Origin of the sequence: Paenibacillus phytorum, assembly GCF_013141715.1 — a bacterium.
Taxonomy (GTDB): domain Bacteria; phylum Bacillota; class Bacilli; order Paenibacillales; family NBRC-103111; genus Paenibacillus_E; species Paenibacillus_E phytorum.
Window position 1 is genome coordinate 1 of the sequence record NZ_WHOA01000259.1, and the last position, 21,821, is coordinate 21,821.

A 21,821-nucleotide genomic window follows, 5' to 3' on the forward strand; every position below is an offset into this window, starting at 1 on the left:
TTTAAAGTAGCAAAGTAATTACGAAATCAAATAAGGGGGAATTGTCGGACATAAGGCGATGTCTTTTCAGGACATTCCTCCCTTTTTTTACCTTGAAAACCAATAGGATAAGCTGCTGTGCGAAGGCAAGAGGAGTGAGAAAACCATGAATATGAAAAAAATTTACCCCATGTATTTTTTAATTGTTCCTGTATGTATTTATACGCTGCTGTTTTTTATACCTAGTTTGTTTAGCTTCTATTATTCGTTAACGGATTGGAATACGTTCAGCGATGATGTGAATTTCGTAGGCTTGGATAATTTCAAACAGATGATTAACGAAGGAAGAGTATTCGTTAAATACCTTGAAAATACTGCGGGATTTGCCTTGTTCACCACGCTGCTTAAAAATGTGCTGGGGTTATTGCTCGCGCTTCTGTTGCATGAAGGCCTGAAGTCGAAAAATGTGCTCCGTACACTGTTTTACTTACCGGTGACGATTTCTCCGCTTATCATTGGACTTATTTTTTCATCTGTATTCGATGCGAATCATGGCATTATCAATTCGGTACTTACCGCAATTGGCTTGGAATCATGGATGCACGGTTGGCTCGTAGATATCAAGTTTGCTTTGGCCTCAGTCATTACCGTAGAAACATGGAAATTTGTTGGCTTCAACATGATTATTTATTTGGCCGGTTTGCAAACGATCGATAAGTCTTACTACGAGGCTGCTTCTATGGATGGTGCTAATGCGTGGAGCAGATTTTGGAATGTTACGCTGCCTTTAATTATGCCGGCATTAACGATCAATTTAGTTCTGAACCTGATAAATGGGTTTAAAGTATTCGATTTGATATTTGTATTAACAAAAGGTGGACCGGGCAATGCCACGGAAGTGCTAAATACTGCCGTTTTCAGGGAGTTTTCAGCAGGGCGTTACGGACTTGCAACCGCATACGGTGTGCTAGTATTCCTGTTAACTACAATTGTCGCACTTTCCGCGCTTTCCATTTTATCTAGAAAGTCTGAGGTGGAAGCATGAGAAGTGTGAAAGAAGCTGGTGTATGGATTATTACAATAATTTTTTTAATTCCACTTTTTTTAGTGCTTATAAACGCATTCAAAACGCCAGCGGAAGCTGATTTAATGAATTTACGTCTACCGGTTCACTTTCAATTTGGGAATTTTTGGACGGTTATAGAAAAAGGGCATATGATCCGCGCCTTCAGGAACAGTATGATCATCTCTTTGGGATCGGTTTTACTGACGAATGTCGCTTCCGCGATGGGGGCATACATTTTGTCCCGCAGAAGAACTAAGGCCAATCGCGCATTGTATTTTTATTTTATCATCGGATTGATCGCACCTCTGAATATGATCCCTACAATAAAGGTCATGCAATTATTGCATGTCATGAATACATTTCAAGGCATTATCCTACTCTATTCGGCGCTAATGATTCCTTTTACAGTGTTTCTTTATTATGGGTTTATCTCCTCGGTGCCGAGAGATTTGGATGAGTCTGCGGTAATCGACGGATGCGGTCCGTGGCAGCTTTTTTTCCGAATTTTGTTTCCGCTATTGATACCAGTCTCGATTACGGCGTTGTTGATTAATTTTATGAACGCTTGGAACGATTTTGTCATTCCGCTTTATGTGCTCAATAAGACAGCCTACAATCCGATGACATTGGCCGTGTATAACTTCTACGGAACTTACATTTCCAGTTGGAATTTGGTTTGTGCATCGATCGTTTTAACGACGTTGCCGATCATTATCGCCTATGTAATCGGTCAACGTTACATTATATCAGGCATGATGTCTGGTGCAGTAAAAGGCTAATGTAGCCCAAAGTGGAAGATGATCTTAAGCTAGTCAGTTGAGTGACCAGTATATGTGGAGGATGACGATGATACATTTTGATGAGAATAGAATGATCTGGGTACTCGAAACAAAATCGATGGCCTATGCGATCGGGCTTTGTGAAACAGGGACAATTAATCAAACCTTTTTTGGCGCCAAACTTCCTTATCTTTCTGATTATCCAAGCGCGACCATTGAAGCGGAATATCCATTTACGTTGGGGAGCGAATTAAGCGCTGAGGAATATATGGGGTGGTCAAAAGCCAAATATACCGAACCATGCATAAAAGTAACATTTTCCGATCATGTGCGAGATGTCGTGCTTGAATTTGAAACTTGGAGCATGACAACCGATACGTTGACAATTACGCTCAAAGACAAGCACTATCCGTTAATGGTTCATCTAAGTTACAAGCTGTATGAAAATATCGACATCATTGAACGAAAAGCGGAGATCGTGAATGGCGGCGAGTATAGCATAGCATTGGATACGGCATTATCCGGTTCTACTTACGTGCCTAAACATAAAGATTATCGGCTCAGTTATTTGACAGGGAAGTGGGTTGGTGAAACCCAATTCAGTCAGATCATGTTGCCAACTACCAAAATGGTACTGGAAAGTAGAAGAGGAACAACGAGTCATTATGCGAACCCTTTTTATGCATTAGACCCGAATGGTCAAGCGACTGAATCAGTAGGCGAGGTTTATTTTGGAGCGCTTGCGTTTAGCGGCAATTGGAAAATCGCCATAGAAAAGGACCATTTTGGACTGGTCAAAGTGAGCGCAGGCGTGAATGATTTTGATTTCTGTTGGGATTTAAAACCGCAATCCAGTTTCACCACGCCTGGTTTTTTTATCGGTTATACCAGTGGTGGATTTGGAGAAGCGAGCCGCAATCTTCACCGTCTGCAGCTGCAATATTTGCTGCCGGCGTCTAGCAGAGAGAAGCTTAGAAAAGTACTTTATAATTCGTGGGAAGCGACCTCTTTTGATGTGTTGGAGGAGCAGCAAGTTGATCTTGCAGAAATAGCTGCTTCCATTGGCGTTGAGTTGTTCGTGATGGACGATGGATGGTTTGGAGGACGAAACAGTGATAAAGCAGGTTTAGGCGATTGGCATGTCAACCCAGAGAAATTCCCGCAAGGCTTGGAATGGTTGATTTCTAAGGTAAATGCATTGGGAATGGATTTCGGACTGTGGGTGGAACCTGAAATGGTCAATCCGGATAGCGAATTATATCGAGCCCATCCCGATTGGGTCTATCATTTTCCGACGAGGCAACGAACTGAAATTCGCAACCAGTTGATTTTAAATTTGGCGAGGGAAGATGTGCGTCAATATATTTTTAATTTTATGGATCGGCTTTTGGGCGCCTACAACATCAAATTCATTAAATGGGATATGAATCGGAATTTTAGCGAGCCAGGATTCCCATCAGCTCTCGTATCGGAACATCGAGAAATATGGGTCAAACATGCACTGGGCGTATATGAAATTATGAAAAAATTGAAAGAGCGCTATCCCGAGGTTATCTTTCAATCGTGTTCTGGGGGCGGCGGGAGAGTTGACCTCGGCGTGTTGCAACATTTTGACCAAGTGTGGACAAGCGATAATACGGACGCATTTGATCGTTTGCGAATTCAAGAGGGGTTCTCATTTGCATATTGCGCCAAAATTATGGAATCCTGGGTGACGGACGAAGTCAATTGGGTGAATCAAAGAAAGCTATCTTTAAAGTTCAGGTTTCATTGCGCCATGATGGGGAACTTGGGGATTGGCGACAATCTGCTGAATTGGTCCGAATTGGAGAGGGCTGAAGCTAGCGAGCTTACTCGACTTTATAAAGAGATTCGTTCAACTGTACAGCACGGTGATCAGTACAGACTTCTTTCGCCGAGAGAGAATTGTGTGTCAGCGAGTATGTATGTGAACGCAGGTAAAGATGAAGCCGTTGTATTCGCCTTTCTGCACAGCAATTCATTCGGAAATTCTTTGCCTCGTGTCCGTCTTGCGGGATTGGATAAACATGCGCTTTATTCTATTGACTCCGACCCGCAACATGTCAGTGGTGAAGCATTGATGCAGATTGGGATTAAGCTGGAATTGAAAGGCGATTTTGACAGCTCGGTTATTCGAATTAAAAGGCATTTTGAAAATTCGATTATGTGAATATATGATTCCCCCCCTAAGGGGCTGAATATCAAGGACCTTACTGGAAAGGGGGCACTTCCAATGTGAGAACTGAACGGTTGAAAAAGTAAATTGGCTATTATTTACAGGTATCCTGCATGTGACTCTTAAAATGTTAATAATGGAGGTTTTCATGTGTCTAATTTTTCGCGAAAAATATTGACTTATTCCCTTGCTTTAACGCTTGTTTCCTCCGCAGTTGCCGGGCTAGATACGGCCAAGCCCGTCGTAATTCACGCCGCAGGAGGTCTGGGGCAATCTTCGATGTTGAATGTGGATTATGATAGTCTCGTCTCGCAAGCCGATCTTTATTTTAACAAACAAGTAACAGCGAGTTATCTAGGGATGCCGATCGGCAACGGCCGAACGGGGGGCTTAGTTTGGACGGAACCTACGAAATTGAAAACCCAAGTTAACAGGGTGGACGTTTTCGGCCATAACGGAGCTTCGTCGGCGACGAGTATACACGGCGATTACTTTGGCGCCGTTGGGAACCTAAGCGTCGATTTCGGTGGAACGGTCTTTCCGTCGAACAATGTCCCGCAGTACCTGTCGATGTACAACGCGACGGAGAACATTCAGGGCACGAATTTGACCGCCGAAGTGCTGGCTTGGAGCGATCAAGATGTCATCGCCATTCAGGTGAACGATACTCGCTCTACGCCAACTCCCATCAACATCGATCTGGGCATGACGCGGTCGGGACCGCTCGAAACCAAAGACAATTATTCGGCAGCTTCGGTCATTAGCCAAAACAACGGAAAAATCGTTTTGACCCAAAAATTCGAGGAGCCTACGGATACCAATCTGCCTATCAACAATTTCTACAATATGTCGGCAGCGGTCATCGACGTAGCAGGCAGGACAGCAACCGCTAGTCAAGTGGACGCTAAAACGATGAGGCTCTCCATACCTGCAAGCACGGGAAGTTTCACCATTTTGATTGGTAGCGCTGCGAGTATGAACAGTGCGGACGACGTTACGGCAATCGCTATGGCAGCGGTAGATACCGCCAAAACCACTGGCTACGCCAATATCTATGCTTCTCATACAGCATGGTGGCATAATTATTGGGCAAAGTCGTTTGTATCGTTCCCGGCCGTGCAGGGAACGGGATACGACAAGGATTACGGTTCTCATTTCTTCAATTTCTATTATCTCATGGCCTCCTGCTTCAGAGGAACGTATCCCGCTAAATTTAATGGGCTGTTATTCAATACGGCCAACGGCGGCGCTCAATGGGGAACGGAATACTGGATTTTTAACGACAGTAGATCCTATTACGGACTGGAGACCGGCAATCATTCAGACCTACTGGATCCGTTCTTGAACATGATCAACAAAAATCTTGGCAAATATCAGACGGCAGCCCAACAACAATGGGGGGCTCAGGGCCTCTATATTCCCGAAACATCACCCTTTGACGGACCGGAGGTATTACCCGACGCTATCGCTACTTCGTTACAGAACAGCTTGTTGAACGGTCTTGATCTTACGACGGCAGTCAAGAACTTCAGAAGCAGCAGAATCGCCGGAGCGGATTCCAGATGGACGATAGACGGAACGGGTGGACAATGGAAGTCGGGATGGCATTCCCATCTCGTATATGATGCGGCCGATGTCGCGAATATGTTCTGGGATCGGTATTTGTACACGCAAGATCTCAATTATCTGAGAAATACCGCTTATCCAGTGATCAAAGGAGCAGCCGAGTTCTATCGCACGTTCCCTAACCTAAAGAAAGGAGCTGATAATAAGTATCATATCTACAAGACAGGTCTCGCCGAAACGATCTGGGGAGCGGACGACATCCTAAATGATTTGAACTACATCAGAGGCCTTTTACCGACGGCCATTAAAGCGGCACAGCTATTAAACGTTGATTCCAACCTTATCCCAATGTGGCAGGACATCATAGATAACTTGGCTCCTAACCCGCTTAGCAGCGATTCCAATTCGATCTTAAAGAGAACAAGAGCGGACGGTAAACCGACTTATGCGATGGGAAGAAGCCCAATCATTTACTTATTACAAAACGCTCCGACAGTTTGGGATGAGTATCAAGTAGAACTGCTGGACTTTGATCAAGTCAATCTAGAATCCAAGGCGAATGGTATGAACTTGACGGCTTGGGATCTGAATATGAATACGTTTGAAACACAACAAGCATATACGAATTATATGAATGGACAAATAGCAGGTTTGGGTAATAGGTCATGGTCCAGATTCATGACCGATGCCGCAAGATTGGGTCGCAGCGACATGGTGAAATTGGGGCTGGCCTCGAATTTAAAGCAATGGGAAAGTAATATGGTAACTAATCCGAACCGTCTTCCGTCCACAAATGGCGGAAATCAGACGATGTCCGTTCAAGAAGACGGCGTGTTCGTCGAAGGTATGCAGAATGGATTGCTTCAGTCGCTGGCCAAAGGACCAGGCGAATCGCCAGTCATTTACGCTTTCGGCGCATGGCCAACGGATATCGATGCGGCCTTCCAGCTTCAAGCTAAAAAAGGATTTACAGTGACTGCGTCGCAAAGATCCCAGAATATCGAATTCGTCGAAGTCTATTCAAGTCTTGGGCGGATGGCGGACGTCAATAACCCTTGGGGAGCTTCGCAAAGCGTCGACTTGTATCGCAACGGCGTTAAAGCAGAGTCGCTTACTGGAAGGCTGCTAAGCTTCCAGACAGCTGTTGGGGAAGACGTGGTCATCGTCAAAACAGGAACGACCCCGAGTCAGTACCAGCGGACGATCTCCTACGCTAAACCTATCTTTGTTAATGCGGGCAAAACAACTCTTCAGCCTAGAGAAACAACGCAGTTAAGCCTCGCTGGATCGAATGTGTCCGGAACGACGATTTCTTACTCAAGCAGCAACTCTTCAGTCGCCTCAGTCAATAGCAACGGACTAGTCACGGCAAATGCAGACGGATCTACCCTCATTACTGTGACCGCTATGACGGGTTCAACACTTCTCGCATCAGGACAAATTACGATAAATGTTTCGTCGCTAGTGAACGATACAGATTCGGGGATAACCTATTCGGGGTCATTCTCCTACTCCAACAACCGGAATTTAGGAGATTATGCTAACGACGTACACCAAACTTCGGTAAACAATAATTTCTTTCAATACACGTTCACTGGTACGGGAATCGATTACATCGGAGTGAAGAACAAGAACAATGATATAGGCGATCAAGATGTCTATATTGATGGTGTGTTTGCGCAAACGGTCAACGGCGCGGCACCGAGTTATGCTGCGCAGTCAGTAATCTACAGTAATAAGAGCTTGGCATACGGTACACATACGATTAAAGTAGTCAAGAAGTCGGGGAACTGGATGGTGTTGGACGGATTCAAAGTATATACCGAAACCGCCACGTTCTCGGCCGATATTACAGCTCCGACCAACCAAGATGTTACCCTAACGATCATTTACCCAGATTACGCGACAGTGAAGGAGTACAAGGTAGGCGATAATGGTTCATGGACAGCATACATCGCCCCGGTGGTCGTTTCTGCCAACGATACCGTGTATGCACGGATCAAGGATGCTGCGGGTAACATGTCGAATGTGACCAGCTATACGGTAGGCAACATCGACAAGGCGCCTCCAGCTGACGCAACGTTGTCAGCTGACGTTACAGCGCTAACCAATATGGATGTTACCGTAACGATCAGCTATCCATCCGATGTGACGGTGATGGAGTACAAAGTAGGAGATAAAGGCGCATGGACGGCATACGGCGCTCCAGTGGTTGTCTCCGAAAACAGCACGGTTTATGCAAGAGGAACCGATGCTGCGGGCAATGTATCGAATGAGACGGGCTACACGGTCAGCAATATCGATCACATAGCACCTATCGATGCAACCTTGGCTATAGATACAACAGCGCCGACCAACGAAGGCGTCACTGTAACGATCAGCTACCCGGCAGATGCTTCGTTTATGGAATATAAAGTGGGAGCAAGCGGCGCGTGGACAGCATACACCGCCCCAGTGATTGTTTCCGACAATGACACAGTGTATGCAAGAGGAATTGATGCAGTAGGAAATGTATCGAATGTAACCAGCATTACGGTAAGCAACATTTATAAGATAGCTCCTGTAACCAACGCAACGTTAAGTCCGGCTGCGCCTAACGGCAAGAACAGCTGGTATTCGACGGATGTGACTGCAAGCTTATCCGTAAGCGCCAGTGTTTACGGAGGCTCCGTAACAACGGAATACCAAGTGAATGACGGTGAATGGATCGTTTACACCGGCTCCATTCCAGCTTTCGGTGACGGAACTTATAAGCTCGGATACCGCAGCAAGGATCAGGCAGGCAATTTAGAACAACTCAAAACAGTCGAATTTAAAGTTGACAAGACAGCTCCAGCACTTTCCGTCCAGTTAGATAAGACGTCGATTTGGCCAGCGAATCATAAAATGGTGACGATCAATGTCCTATTGAATTCGAGCGATACTATATCTAACGTAGGATCTGTGGTGTTAACGTCTATCACGAGTAATCAATCGGATAGCAGTAAAGGCGACATTCAGGCCGATTTCGGTACAGCCGCCACTTCCTTTAGCTTGCGTGCGGAGAAGTCGCGCATCTATACCATCACGTATACGGCAACCGACAAAGCGGGCAATAAAACGGTTACAACAGCAACCGTCACAGTGCCGCATGATCAATCCGGCAATAATTAAAATGAAGTTCGAGAATACGACAAGTATTACGTCTCTGCAGCCTTGATCATTCGTTTTGCGAAGGCAGGATGGATTAATCATGCAGGAATAACGAACAACTTGCAGAGCCAGCTGGAAGCCCTCTATTTCATAGAGGGCTTCGGTTATTTGCAGACCTGGCATTGAATGCAAGTATCTAATACGCAACAAAGAACGTTGGAACTTTTTTACAAATTACTCGTCTAAACAATTGCAAGGGAGAATATTTGTGAAGAGGGGAAAGCGATGAAAAAGAAGCTGATTGTTTCGATGTTGTCTATTTTCATGGCATACGGAAGTACAGCATACGGGGCTGTGGAGGAAACCCATTGGGTGATGAAGGAACTCAAGGATTACAAGCAGTACATCGTGCCTTATAGGGACAATGCTTCTACACAAGGTACGATCACGCAGAAAGAGTGGGATTCATTCCAGCGAAATGTGCTAGACTGGGGCAATCTGGATAAACCCATACTGCTCGATGATTGGGCGACGGCTCTTAAAATGGCAGTGGATTTGCCGGAAAAAAACCGTGATGCCTGGATCAGCATGTATGTTCACGGGCTGGGGCAAGGGACGGAGATTACCCGTGAAAATGCTGTTGGAGGGATGGTAAAGCTGTTGATCGGTTCTTACCTCAAGGGGAGCTGGTCTGCGGAAGAAGTAAAGCCGGCAAAAGCGCTGCTGGATCACCAGGATATCAGCGATAAGCAGCGAGGTCTGGTTGAGATTGCGTATGTCCAGGGAATTTTGGATGATTCGGTGAAAGAAAAATTTAGGCCGAACGATAAGCTGACGAATGCCGAAGCCATTTCTATGATGTTTCGGGTAATGGGGGAGTTGGCGTATGACAAGCCGGATCTGCCGGCAAACCATTGGCTCAGCGAAGAGCTGGAGTCTGCCTACCAAAGCAGCAAGCTTCCAAAGCCGATGCTTAAGGTGCTGCGTCATGCTTTTCAAGATCCGATGAACGCCGAACGCAATATTCCTGTTGCTTTGTGGCACGAAATGCTCGTTTCAGGGCTGCCGGTTCCTGCTTATATGAAGGAGAAAGCGTTTATGTATACGCTCGCCTATGATAAGGATGGAGGAATACTACGGGACAGAGCGGTAGTTGGAGTAACTAAGCTTGGAAAAAATCCAAGAAGCGCAACTGCGGAGGAAAAAATGAAAGCTGAACAAGCGTTTGGAGATTATCCCTCTGCTTTTGACTCCGATAAAATCGCTGTTGCTTACGGAGATGGCCTTTTGGAGGGACGGAGCGGTCAAAACTTCGGCGTCAGCGGTTACCTAACCTATGCTGAGGCGGCTGCTCTTGCTATCCGTGCAAGCCTAAGGGAGGCTTTGAACGATACCCCTTTGCTAATTGATGAGAAGACCGCATTGCAAATAGCCAAAGAAACGGACCCCGACTCTGAAGCTGAATGGAAAGTAACCTTCAAGAAGGAGCTGGTGCTCCATTACAACACGGACAGGTTAATCTATGACGGTTGGGTCGTAGAAGCGGTTTATCCAGCAGGAAACAAAATGGTTGTGTATATTGATGCCAGAACGGGTAAAATCATGGTCCTTGGGGAGATTGAAGCTTTCCTATAGGGTAGACAGAGGAGTCGAGCTCGATCCAATGCGCATAGATTTTTTGATAAATCTTTAGTGAAAGCTATTTCGCTCATTTGGAGCGGTAGCTTTTTCTTTTTTTATGGTTGACAGCGATTGATTTATTAGTGAGGATACGTATAAGGGCAAAATTTGCTATACAAACTGCACAGAAAACAAAACCGACTACCTCGAAAGGACTTTTCTCACATGTGGATGATGCTCAAAGACCGAAGAATGATGTTTCTCATGATAGCCAACATCTTATCCTCGATCGGTTCAGGAATAACCATGATCGGCGTGCCGTGGCTGTTAGTGAATCGAGCAGGGGGGAGTGAGATATTTGGTTACGCGACACTAGCATCTACAATCATACTTTTCTTTCTATCGCCGCATATCGGCGTGTATATTGATCGTATTTCCCGAAAGAAAATGCTGCTGGGTAGTGAAGTTGTCGGCGGATCAGTCACGCTGCTATTTGCATTCTGGGGATTAAGTGCAGGTCACTTCGAAACGTGGCAGTTGATCGTTATTTATTTTAGCGGTTCTCTGTACTACAACGTTCACTTTCCAACCCAGTTCGCATTTACGCAAGAGATCTTCTCGAAGGAGCAATACAAAACGTTAAATTCCATCCTCGAAGTCCAAAATCAATCCACATCGATGATCGCGGGCGGCTTGGCCAGTCTACTGATCGATCATATCGATTTTGCGTGGATTCTATTAGCGGACGCGATGACTTACTTTTTAGGCTTTGGTCTATTTTTGCTTATTCCATATATCAAGAACAGGTCTGTCACGGCAAACGGTGCCGTCTCCATGTGGTCGAATATCAGAGAAGGCTTCGCTTATTTGAAAACGAGACCGCTATTAGTTATGTTTTTCCTTTGTGCGCTGATGCCGTTTCTTTGTGTTATGGTCGGTAATTATCTTTACCCCGTGTATATCACAAGTGTCCTACATGGTGGGGCTAATGTTCTCGGGGCAGCAGATATGATTTTCGCCATCGGAGCTGTCGTGGCCGGTTTAACGGTTCCGCTGCTCATGCAGCGTTTGGGTTCCTATTATACGACGATTCTTTCGTTTGTCATTTTCGGTCTGTCGATTGTTTTCTTTTACGTGTTCCCTCTCGTCTCTATTTTTCTTCTATTCAAAACGTTGAACGGATGGGGGAATGCGGGGAGTCGCGTTGCGCGTAATACGATTTTGATGGAAATGGTGCCAAATCATTTGATCGGTCGTGTGAATAGCTTTTTCAACACTGTAGGAATGGGTATGCGAGTTCTGCTTATTGGCGTCTGTACACAAATTGTTTCTTTTCAAGGCGCTAGGATGGCCATTCTTTTGCTCGGAGTTTTATTAGTCGTTAGTTTTATAGGTCTTATTAGCAGCAGGCCCTTGTTTAATGTGGCGACGCAAACGAAAAATGAGGCTGTACCGCAAGAAATTTAGCAATAAATTGAAAAAAAGCAGATCAGATCCTTTCACTAGAAACTACCCTTCTCACTCCGAGAGGGGTAGTTTTTGTTACCACATAAGAAAGTATAAGTTTTCGGATCACGAAAACCGCTTTCTTATTGGCGATAAAACCTACCTCTAAACGCGGTCGCTCATCTTTGAATGGCCTCGATAAAAGGTTTTCTCATTGAGACATACTCTTGATCGTTCTCCCATATAATCTATCAGCTAGCAAAATGATAGAACAAGCGGAGGGATCATCGGATGTGCTTTCGTGTAAAACATTCAACCAACAGGCAGAAAAGAGTTCAACTTTGGGTGGTAGTCCTTTTACTAGTTTCTCTATTTTTCTTTACGATTCCGGCAAGGGCGACAGAGAGCGATGGATTCTCCGCACAAGCACAAGAAGGGCAAGATCTTTATCAAAAGCTCAAAACAGGTAAGCGCCCGCAGAGCGGGAAGACGTTTGAAACACCGGAACAGCCTACCGTTTATTTGACCTTTGATGACGGTCCTAGCAAGCTGACGAGTCAGGTGCTGGATATTTTAGATAAAGAGAATGTGAAAGCTACGTTTTTCGCACTTGGCGAACAAGCTGAGGCACACCCTGCATTGGTCAAAAGAATCGTGCAAGACGGACATACCCTAGGCAATCATTCCTATAATCATGTATATAAAGAGCTGTATAGCGATTTCCAAACCTTTTGGGACCAAATCCAACGTAGTGAGGACGTATTCGCCAGTTTGGCTGATACCAGACCGCAATTGGTGCGCGCCCCGGGGGGTACATATACGAATTTTGATGCATATTACTACTATTTGATGGATCAGGCTGGTTATACCATTGTTGACTGGAATGTAGACAGTGGTGATTCGAAAAGATTGCGTGTGCCCGCGAATGAAATTTGGCAAACGATTAAGGGATCACCGCTCGAACACGAGATCAACATCCTGTTTCATGATGGCAGCGGGCATGAGTCAACGGTAGAGGTATTGCCCCAAGTCATCAGCTATTACAAAAAATTAGGTTATGCGTTCGCTCCCCTTACGACTCAGGTTAAGCCCAAACAGTTCCCAGTGGGTAAACCGAAATGGTCTAGAAACATGAGTTTGCCCCATTTCCAAGAGCTATTGAAAGAAACACAACAATATGCTTTAGCACATGTTCAGACGGATCAAGATCAGAAGGATGCTGAACAGCATCTCGCCAAGCAAACCGCAGTAGCCAGAGAAGAAACGGCACAAATTCTCTCCGCGCAGGCGGCGTTACCTCTGCAAGTTCATGTGGCCGGAGGCAGCAGCTTTACAATTGAATCTACAGAGTATCAGCTGCGTGCTAACCGGATTGAACTGCCGCTGCGCTTTCTCATAGAGAAAATGGGCGGGCAAGTAGAATGGCTGGCTGAAAAGAAGACAGCGAATGCACATTTTGGTGTTTATGATTTGGAATATGATTTATCTACAAGAAGCATCAGGCTGTATACCCTAGGTAACAGCGTAGCTAGTTATTCATTAGCGGATATGGATTTGCAAGACGGTAAGATCATCGTTCCTTTACGAAAAACCATAGATTTAATAGGCGGGCGAATTACGGATACGGTCATAGAATCAGATAAGCGAGAGGTGTCTGTGGCTTTACGGCCTTTTTATATATTTAAAGAGAATAATAGTCTTCTGAAAAACTCTCTATTTGCCATGGGAGGGTAATGTCTAAAATAGTAGAGGGCTGGAAAAACTAGAAGCATACCCTTATAAAGGAGGCTTCTTGTCTATGCAGTCGAAAACCCGAATATTCGATCAGCCGCAGCCTCTCGTGGAACGGATGATCATGAACGTAGAGAAAGTGATTGTTGGAAAGAGAGAGACGATAGAGAAAGCGTTCGTTGCTATGTTGAGCGGTGGCCATCTTTTGCTAGAAGACGTACCCGGTGTTGGGAAGACGATGCTTGTACGTGCCTTGGCTAGGACGATTGGTTGTGAGTTTAAGAGAATTCAGTGCACCCCTGATTTATTGCCGTCTGATGTAACCGGTGTGTCTGTATTTAACGTGAAGACGAATGACTTTGAGTTTCGCCCTGGACCTTTAATGACACCCATCGTATTGGCAGACGAAGTCAACCGTACTTCACCCAAGACACAATCTGCTTTCTTAGAGGCGATGGAAGAGAAGCGGGTTACTATTGACGGGGTGAGTTATGAATTGCCTAAACCCTTTGTCTTATTAGCTACGCAAAACCCTGTGGACTATGAAGGTACTTATGCGCTGCCGGAAGCGCAGATGGATCGTTTTATGATGAAGTTGTCACTTGGTTATCCGACGCCTGAGCAAGAAATTCTGATGCTGGATCGCCTACAGGATCGCCAGCCGCTGGATCACTTGAAGCCTGTTATCGTACAGGATGAGTTTGTGCAATTGCAAAGAGAAGCAACCATGATTCATGTCGATAATACGTTAAAAGATTTCATTGTTCGTCTAGCCTTGGCCACAAGGGAGCATGCTGATTTGTACTTGGGTGCAAGTCCAAGAGCATCCTACGCCTTGATGCGCGCTGCGCAAACGTCTGCTTATATGAAGGGCAGAAGTTTCGTGGTACCAGATGACATCAAGGACTTGGTACTGCCGATCTGGACACACCGGCTTATTTTGACTTCCGAAGCACGAATGACTGGCAAGTCTGCGGATACGATTTTGACAGGCTTACTAGCTTCCTTACAAACTCCTGTTCTTCGTTACGTCTCGGCGAAGTAGGGGCCTACTATGAGAAGCTGGGGTAAAACGACGCTGTTGGTTGTGGGATGTGTGCTGTCCATTCTTTTGGCGTATTGGCAAGGTGGATTTGCCGCTTGGTATATAGGGATTTGTTTAACATTAATCTGGATTCAGGCTGGATTATTTTATGTATTCGCATTAAAAGGACTAACCGTTAGCCGGCAGTTGTCAGGCGAAGTTTTCGTGTCCGGTGAAGACGTTACCATCACTTTGCAAGTTGGGCATCGTACATTATTGCCGCTGCCTTGGATGATTATAAAGGAAACATGGGTTCATGAAGGAAGCGGGGGGAAGCTGAGCTATAGCAAGCTGCTTTTCCCAGGGTTTCGATCAGCCTTAATCCTGCATTATAAAATGACGGGTCTTATGCGAGGCGTTTATCGTTTCGCAGGCTTTGAAGCAGTGACCGGTGATTTATTTGGTTTTGCTGTTCGAAAAGCCTATCGCGATGATCTTCACCGGTGTGTTGTATATCCGAGACCTGATTCTTTGACCGGATCAGGCATGACATTTCAATCCGAGGATGGTGATGTGCCTACCGTCCGTGGTCCTAAAACCGACACTCCGCTGATTAGCGGTGTTCGTGATTATGTCAGCGGTGATCCCTACCACCGCATTCATTGGAAATCCACAGCCAGGCTGAGTCGGCTGATGACCAAAGACCCCGAGCAAGCATCCTCCGCGAAGCGGATGCTGCTGCTCGACGCGGCGCCTGCGGCCGGTCCAGCTGAGGCGGCGCAGCCGCTGCTGGAGAAGGGCGTCGCCCTCGCGGCTGGCTTCTTCGAAGCCGCCGCTGCCGGGCGCGAGAGCTGCGGCTTCGCCAGCAGCTCGGGCAGCAGGCGAATCGCGCCGACGATTCGCCCTGATCTAACGCTCGCGTACGAAGTACTCGCGAGCGTGGGCGGCAAGCCCGCCCTTTCCTTTCCTGACCTCGTCAGGAAAGAGGCGGCGGCCTTGCCGCTGGATGCGTCGATGCTGTGCATCACATCGACGCTGGACCTGGCGTTGGTGCGCGCGATCACTGATGCGCGCACCAAGCGCCGATCCGTGCACGTGATCTACGTGCACGCGCGGCCCTCCCTCTCGGTCGCGGAGCGAGAGGGGGCTTCTCAGCTGCAGGCCGTAGGCTGCAGCTTCACGGAAGTGCCGCACCCGCGGAGCCAATGGCCAAAGCAAGGAGGTGTCGCGGATGCAACCGCTTGAACCCAACCGCGCGCCGCGCGCTCTTTCACGTCCTTTACGCTCAAGCGCAGACTCGTCGCGCTTGAAGTCTCGCTCTTTACGCACTAACTCATTAAGCACTAGCTCATTAAGCGCTAACTCTTTACGCACTAGCTCTATACACGCAAGCGCCGAGCCCGCAGCCGCTATCCCATCAAGTCCAATCTTCCATTCAAGCGCCATCTCTAACGCACAGTCATCATCGCCAATCACCAACACCTTTTTCCGAGACAGTCTAATCTCACTGCTGCTCTTCCTGCTGCTCTCAGAATGGCTCCGTCCTCTAGCCTGGATGGCCGATGCTTCCATTCAAATCGGTCCCATTCTCGTTGTGTTTGCGATCTGCATCGCCATAGACTGCTTCAAGGTTCCTTATGCTTGGGGATGGACTGCCAAAAGCGTCATTATCCTGCTCTTCATCGGCTTTATGTTTGACCGTGAAGGCTTTTTAACCGGAGCATGGATCATCGATTTGATGAGGATCATTTCTCAGGATGTGGTTCACATCGTTCAAGCTCATTTCGACCTTATCAGTGGTCAAATGCGAACGCTGCTCTTTCTGTTAGGTTGGTCGCTCCTGATCTCCGTTGTGCAGGCTCTCATGCTGCAGAGGCAGCACAGTCTTTGGTTTGTCGCAGCCACGCTCATCTATCTTGTCTTCTTACAGTTGGTGCTTGGCGCGGATACGGTTCAAGGGATTATGCGCACAATAGGATATGGACTACTTCTGTTATCGCTGCTCAATCTCTCAAGAATTGAACAAACCTATGGCATTTCATCGGTGCGTTCGGGCGGTGCTTTTCAATGGATTGTAGTCAGCATGGTCGTTGTAAGTGCGCTAGCTAGTGTAGGGTGGTTCTCGGCAAGGCAGGCGGAGCCTGCTCCTCTCATGAAACCAGTGAGCTGGGCGTATTTATACGATCGTATTTTTGACCTTTACAAGGAAGATACGGGGACGAAAGGTGCTTTTGCTAGGTCTGGATACGGTCAAGACGACTCCTCCTTAGGAGGTCCACTCCAGGTGGACACGACCCCAGTATTCACAGCCAGAACATCCGAATTAACCTACTGGCGCGGAGAATCCAAAAGCTTCTACGACGGCAAAGGCTGGACCGAGCCCAATCAAAAGCTGGAGCCTTACGTTATCCCTAATCAACCATTCACAGGTCGGGCTGTGAATCAGGAAATTCTTTGGAACACGAAGTCGCCTAATTCCCAATTGTTTATGGGTGGAAAGTTACTAAGTGTTGATATGCTTTTGAGCGAGAAGGGGAAACCGCTAACACCGAGCAGCCTTCTTACATCTGAATTTAGCGGTAAAGTGACTCTACCCGAGATTATAGATCCTTTGTCTTATTTCAAAATAACTGTCCAGCCTGTGCATGAAGATCCATCCATACTTAACACGGATATGGGCAGTTATCCCTTTGACATTGTAGGGGATTATCTCCAGCTTCCGGCTGCTTTGCCGCGGTCTGTTCGCAGCATTGCCGAGCAAGTGACAGCGAATCGTTTGACGCCTTATGCCAAAGCGGTTGCGATTGAGCAGTATTTAAGCAATACCTATACCTATAGTCTCGAAAAGCCAACGCATCCAAGCCGCAATGAGGATTTTGTCAGTCATTTTCTGTTCATAGACCGAACAGGGTACTGTGATCATTTTTCAACTTCGATGGTCGTCATGCTTCGTTCTGTCGGTGTGCCTGCCCGCTGGGTAAAAGGTTTCGCTCCAGGGACACTGCAAGCATCTAGCGACGGCGATGGGCTTCAGGATGTTATGGTTCGCAATCTAGATGCGCATTCATGGGTGGAGGTATATTTTCCTTCTATGGGCTGGGTGCCGTTTGAGCCTACGCCGGGTTTCTCTGGTATTTCGTCCGACCATCCGAGAGAAACCTTGACGACAGCTGCCATGGAGCAAGCAGCGATGACAGCTTCACTCACGAACATTCCTACGCCTAGCAAGTTTACAACCAATCCAAGTGAGTGGCTTCGTGAAACGAAGGATAGAATTGTCAAATTTGCAAAGACTTATAGGAATGCTTTCATTGTTCTAATCGGATGTTGTCTCCTTCTAGTGGGTATTTTCGTTTTACTTAGGCGAAAAGGTTTCCTAGTCAATTCGCGGCTGTATTTTCCAATCTACAAAAACGAGCAGGGCAACTCACACCCTATGACACCTTATATGGATCGTATATGGATACAGCTATTTCGAAAATACGGCGCAAAATCCGCGAACCAGACGGTGCGAGAGTATGTCACAACTCTAAATTTCAAAGATCAACGGCAGAAACAAGCGCTGTTCGAATTTGCCTTGATTTATGAAAGTGTCCGTTATGATACGGCCAATTCACTGACCTATACGAAGCGGGAAATTACCGCGATTTGGAAAGCCATTCAAAAGACACATTAAACCCCTTTACATCCTAGGTACCTAATGTTTAAAATTAGTACCTATAAATAGTGATAAGTGGACAAGGGGAGCCCCTTAAACCTCAATCGCTATGAATCTAGGAGGTCGGATAATGAGTAAACCGAGTGAAATGATTGTCGTATTAGATTTTGGAGGCCAGTATAATCAACTGATTGCTAGACGAATTCGTGATTTGGGCGTTTACAGCGAGCTGCTGCCGCACAATACAACTGTTGATAAAATTCGTGAACTTAACCCTAAGGGGATTGTATTCTCAGGCGGTCCGTCGAGCGTATATGGTGAAGGAGCTCCCGCTGTTGACGCAGGAATCTTTGATCTGGGTATTCCAATCTTGGGTATTTGCTATGGCATGCAGCTTATTGCCCACCAACTGAACGGTAAAGTTGAACGCGCTCATACGCGTGAATACGGTAAGGCTGATCTTTCATTTACGAATGAAAGCCCGCTAGTGAAAGGATTAGAATCCAAACAAACTGTGTGGATGAGTCACGGCGATCACGTTTCCGTCCTGCCTGAAGGCTTCGTTATAGAAGCAAGCACGGATTCTCTTCCGATTGCTGCAATGAGTAACCGTGAGCGCAACATACATGCGGTGCAGTTCCACCCAGAAGTTCGTCATTCCATTCAAGGGAATGAAATGATCCATAACTTTATTTATGGCGTATGCGGTTGCGAAGGCGACTGGACGATGTCCTCCTTTGTGGAAGACATGATCAAAGAGCTTCGTCAAGAAGTTGGCGACAAGAAAGTGCTATGCGCACTTAGTGGCGGCGTGGATTCATCGGTTGTTGCTATTCTGCTGCATAAAGCGATCGGCGCTCAGCTGACGTGTATGTTTATTGATCATGGTTTGCTGCGTCAAGGTGAAGCAGAGAGCGTTATGGACACTTTTGTCGGTAAATTTGATATGAAAGTGGTCAAAATTGATGCGCGTGAACGTTTCCTAGGCAAGTTGGCCGGCGTAGACGATCCAGAGCAAAAACGTAAAATTATCGGTACCGAATTCATCCGTGTATTCGAAGAGGAATCCAGTCAGTTCGATGACTTTACTTTCCTAGCCCAAGGTACTTTATACACAGATATCGTGGAAAGCGGTACGGCTACTGCACAAACGATCAAATCGCACCATAACGTAGGCGGACTGCCGAAAGATATGAAGTTCAAGCTCATCGAGCCGCTCAAAACACTGTTCAAAGACGAAGTGCGTAAAGTAGGCGAGGAATGTGGCCTTCCAGCAGCAATCGTTTGGAGACAGCCTTTCCCAGGTCCTGGTCTAGCTATTCGTGTTCTAGGTGAAGTAACGGAGGATAAGCTGAAAATAGTTCGTGAATCCGATGCCATTCTGCGCGACGAAATCGCCAAAGCAGGCTTAGATCGCGAGATCTGGCAGTACTTCACAGCACTTCCGGGCATGAAAAGCGTGGGAGTTATGGGTGACGCAAGAACTTACTCCTATACTGTAGGTATTCGTGCTGTTACATCTATTGATGGAATGACAGCTGACTGGGCGCGCATTCCTTGGGATGTGCTTGAGAAGATTTCGGTTCGTATCGTAAATGAAGTTGAGAACGTGAATCGTATCGTTTATGACATCACTTCTAAGCCGCCTGCTACCATTGAGTGGGAATAATATAAATCACTAGTAAAAGACGAACGTTATGGGAAAAAACACCCCAATATCGTTCGTCTTTTTTATTGACATCTGGTTATTTCACAACTAAAATGTGTATTGGATAACAGTTTTTCGTATAATCTCGGGAATTGGCCTGAGAGTTTCTACGAGATCACCGCAAATGATCTGGCTACGAAAAAAAGGAACGGAATCCGTATGAGTTTCTACGTGCACCTTTACACATCGAAGGCAGCTCTCATATGGATAGCTCCTTTTTCGTACCCGGAATCAGGCATTATGATTCCGGGTTTTTTGCTGTTCCCCACCATTCGTTAAGGAGGAGTAGGAAAATGGATCGCTTTTTTAAATTGAAACAAAACGGCACGACAGTAAGAACAGAAATCATGGCGGGGATCACTACGTTCATGACGATGGCTTACATCCTTGCAGTAAATCCAGACATTTTGAGTGCTTTTAAATCGGGTGCAACTGGCGGTGACTGGACTTCGATTTTCTTGGCTACAGCGATTGCTGCGGGTGTAATGACTATTGCAATGGGGTTATTCGTTAACTTTCCAGTTGCGCTAGCTCCTGGGATGGGCTTGAATGCTTACTTCGCGACCATCATTTTAACTTCGCAAGGTAAATTTACGTTTTCTATGGCTTTAGCAGCTGTATTCATTTCGGGTATTATTTTCATCATTCTTACCATTACCAGAGTCCGCCAAATGCTCCTTGTGGCTGTTCCAGACAGCTTGAAGCATGCGATTACCGTGGGTATTGGTTTGTTTATTGCAATGATCGGTTTCAAGAACAGTGGCATCTTAACCGTTGCGGTTGAAAGCGGCAAAGATATTAAGGCACATCAATTTACGGATGTACTTTCATTTGAAACTGTGTTCCACATGGGTTCATTAGAAGATAAAGGCGTTATTTTAACAATCGTTGGGGTCTTGTTGATTTCTATCTTTATGGTGCTTCGTCTTCGTGGTGCTATCTTGATCGGTATATTGGCTACGACAATCATTGGGTACTTCATGGGTATGGTTAATTTAGGTTCATTGACTAGTGCAGACACGACATGGGTTCCTGATTTAACAAAGCTTCGTTTCGCCGATTTTGATTTTGCAGGCATTATGACAACGGGAATTGTTTCGGTTATTGCTACATTTACGTTTGTTGAGCTTTTTGATACATTCGGTACGATGGTTGGAACAGCGAATCGCGCTGGTATTATGAAGAACAAAGAAGAAGGCAACAAGCGTGTAGGTAAAGCGATGTTCGTGGATGCGATTGGTGTTAGTGGCGGTGCGTTGGTTGGGACAAGTACGGTTACTGCTTTCGTAGAAAGCGCAGCGGGTGTAGCTGAAGGCGGACGTACAGGTTTAACGGCGGTAACTACAGGCGTATGTTTCTTGCTTGCCCTGTTCTTAGCTCCGATTGCCATGTTGGTTCCTGGTTCTGCGACAGCGGCTGCGTTGATCGTGGTTGGTGTTCTAATGGTTCAATCCATTCGTGAGATCGACTTTCAAGACTTCGTTCTGGCGATTCCAGCTTTCCTCACAATTGTATTGATGCCTTTCACTTACAATATTGCGAATGGTATCTCCTTCGGTATCGTTGCATATGTAGTTCTGGCAGCAGCATCTAACCTAGGTGGCAAAAGTCAGACGCGTTATCCGATTCACTGGTTAATGTGGGTACTAGCGGTTCTAATCCTAGCTCGTTACATCTTTATAGGAAGCCAAGGTTAAAAGACTCAAGCTCCGGTGCATTACGCACTGGAGCTTTTTATATTTCCATATTTTTCAAGGTATAAAAAGCTTGCAATCGCTTTGTGGATTTGTTATATTACTCCTTGTCGCTTCGGCGGTCGAACGAAAGAACGAAAGAAATTAAAAAAAAGTTCTTGCAATCGAATAGGCCGATGTGGTATATTGATCAAGTCGCCTTTGAGGGGCGAAGGATTAAA

13 protein-coding genes and 1 riboswitch are annotated in these 21,821 nt (G+C 46.1%); all 13 genes read left to right on the forward strand.

The genetic code is table 11. The features are described 5' to 3' along the window. Nucleotides 1-145 precede the first annotated feature (145 nt). The 13 genes from GC098_RS38935 (at nucleotide 146) to GC098_RS38990 (ending at nucleotide 21,603) form a co-directional block, all read left to right on the forward strand. Nucleotides 146-1,024: a carbohydrate ABC transporter permease gene (locus GC098_RS38935; protein WP_171649688.1), complete on the forward strand. Its 879-nt coding sequence runs from the start codon at nucleotides 146-148 to the stop codon at nucleotides 1,022-1,024. Further along, on the forward strand, nucleotides 1,021-1,824 hold the full coding sequence (locus GC098_RS38940; protein WP_171649689.1) for a carbohydrate ABC transporter permease: 804 nt from the start codon (nucleotides 1,021-1,023) through the stop codon (nucleotides 1,822-1,824). The genes GC098_RS38935 and GC098_RS38940 overlap by 4 nt, the downstream gene beginning before the upstream one ends. Nucleotides 1,825-1,891: 67 nt before the next feature. Next, nucleotides 1,892-4,015, forward strand: coding sequence for an alpha-galactosidase (locus GC098_RS38945; protein ID WP_171649690.1), 2,124 nt, complete (start codon nucleotides 1,892-1,894; stop codon nucleotides 4,013-4,015). A 156-nt stretch (nucleotides 4,016-4,171) separates the two neighbouring features. Then, the gene (locus GC098_RS41425) at nucleotides 4,172-8,740 is read left to right on the forward strand and encodes an OmpL47-type beta-barrel domain-containing protein (protein ID WP_171649691.1); all 4,569 of its coding nucleotides are present in this window, start codon (nucleotides 4,172-4,174) and stop codon (nucleotides 8,738-8,740) included. A 42-nt stretch (nucleotides 8,741-8,782) separates the two neighbouring features. Further along, nucleotides 8,783-8,905 carry a hypothetical protein gene (locus tag GC098_RS41065; RefSeq protein ID WP_281367185.1) on the forward strand — a complete coding sequence of 41 codons (123 nt, stop codon included), beginning with the start codon at nucleotides 8,783-8,785 and terminating at the stop codon, nucleotides 8,903-8,905. Nucleotides 8,906-9,004: 99 nt separating this feature from the next. After that, a complete protein-coding gene (locus GC098_RS38955; protein ID WP_171649692.1) occupies nucleotides 9,005-10,354 on the forward strand; it encodes a PepSY domain-containing protein in 1,350 nt (449 codons plus the stop codon). Between the two features lie 210 nt (nucleotides 10,355-10,564). Further along, entirely contained in the window at nucleotides 10,565-11,806 is a 1,242-nt protein-coding gene (locus GC098_RS38960) for an MFS transporter (RefSeq protein WP_171649693.1), read from the forward strand. A gap of 270 nt (nucleotides 11,807-12,076) precedes the next feature. Then, a complete protein-coding gene (locus GC098_RS38965; RefSeq protein WP_171649694.1) occupies nucleotides 12,077-13,519 on the forward strand; it encodes a polysaccharide deacetylase family protein in 1,443 nt (480 codons plus the stop codon). A gap of 64 nt (nucleotides 13,520-13,583) precedes the next feature. Next, nucleotides 13,584-14,561, forward strand: a complete 978-nt coding sequence (locus GC098_RS38970) for an AAA family ATPase (RefSeq protein ID WP_171649695.1) — start codon at nucleotides 13,584-13,586, stop codon at nucleotides 14,559-14,561. 9 nt (nucleotides 14,562-14,570) lie between these two features. After that, nucleotides 14,571-15,785 (forward strand): DUF58 domain-containing protein, encoded by a 1,215-nt coding sequence (locus tag GC098_RS38975; RefSeq protein WP_171649696.1) that lies wholly within the window; start codon nucleotides 14,571-14,573, stop codon nucleotides 15,783-15,785. After that, the gene (locus tag GC098_RS38980) at nucleotides 15,772-18,216 is read left to right on the forward strand and encodes a transglutaminase-like domain-containing protein (RefSeq protein ID WP_171649697.1); all 2,445 of its coding nucleotides are present in this window, start codon (nucleotides 15,772-15,774) and stop codon (nucleotides 18,214-18,216) included. The genes GC098_RS38975 and GC098_RS38980 overlap by 14 nt, the downstream gene beginning before the upstream one ends. A 112-nt stretch (nucleotides 18,217-18,328) precedes the next feature. Next, nucleotides 18,329-19,867 (forward strand): glutamine-hydrolyzing GMP synthase, encoded by a 1,539-nt coding sequence (gene guaA / locus GC098_RS38985; protein WP_171649698.1) that lies wholly within the window; start codon nucleotides 18,329-18,331, stop codon nucleotides 19,865-19,867. 94 nt (nucleotides 19,868-19,961) lie between these two features. Then, nucleotides 19,962-20,062, forward strand: a riboswitch (purine riboswitch). Nucleotides 20,063-20,199: 137 nt separating this feature from the next. Continuing rightward, nucleotides 20,200-21,603, forward strand: a complete 1,404-nt coding sequence (locus GC098_RS38990) for an NCS2 family permease (RefSeq protein WP_171649699.1) — start codon at nucleotides 20,200-20,202, stop codon at nucleotides 21,601-21,603. The last annotated feature ends 218 nt before the right edge of the window (nucleotides 21,604-21,821 follow it).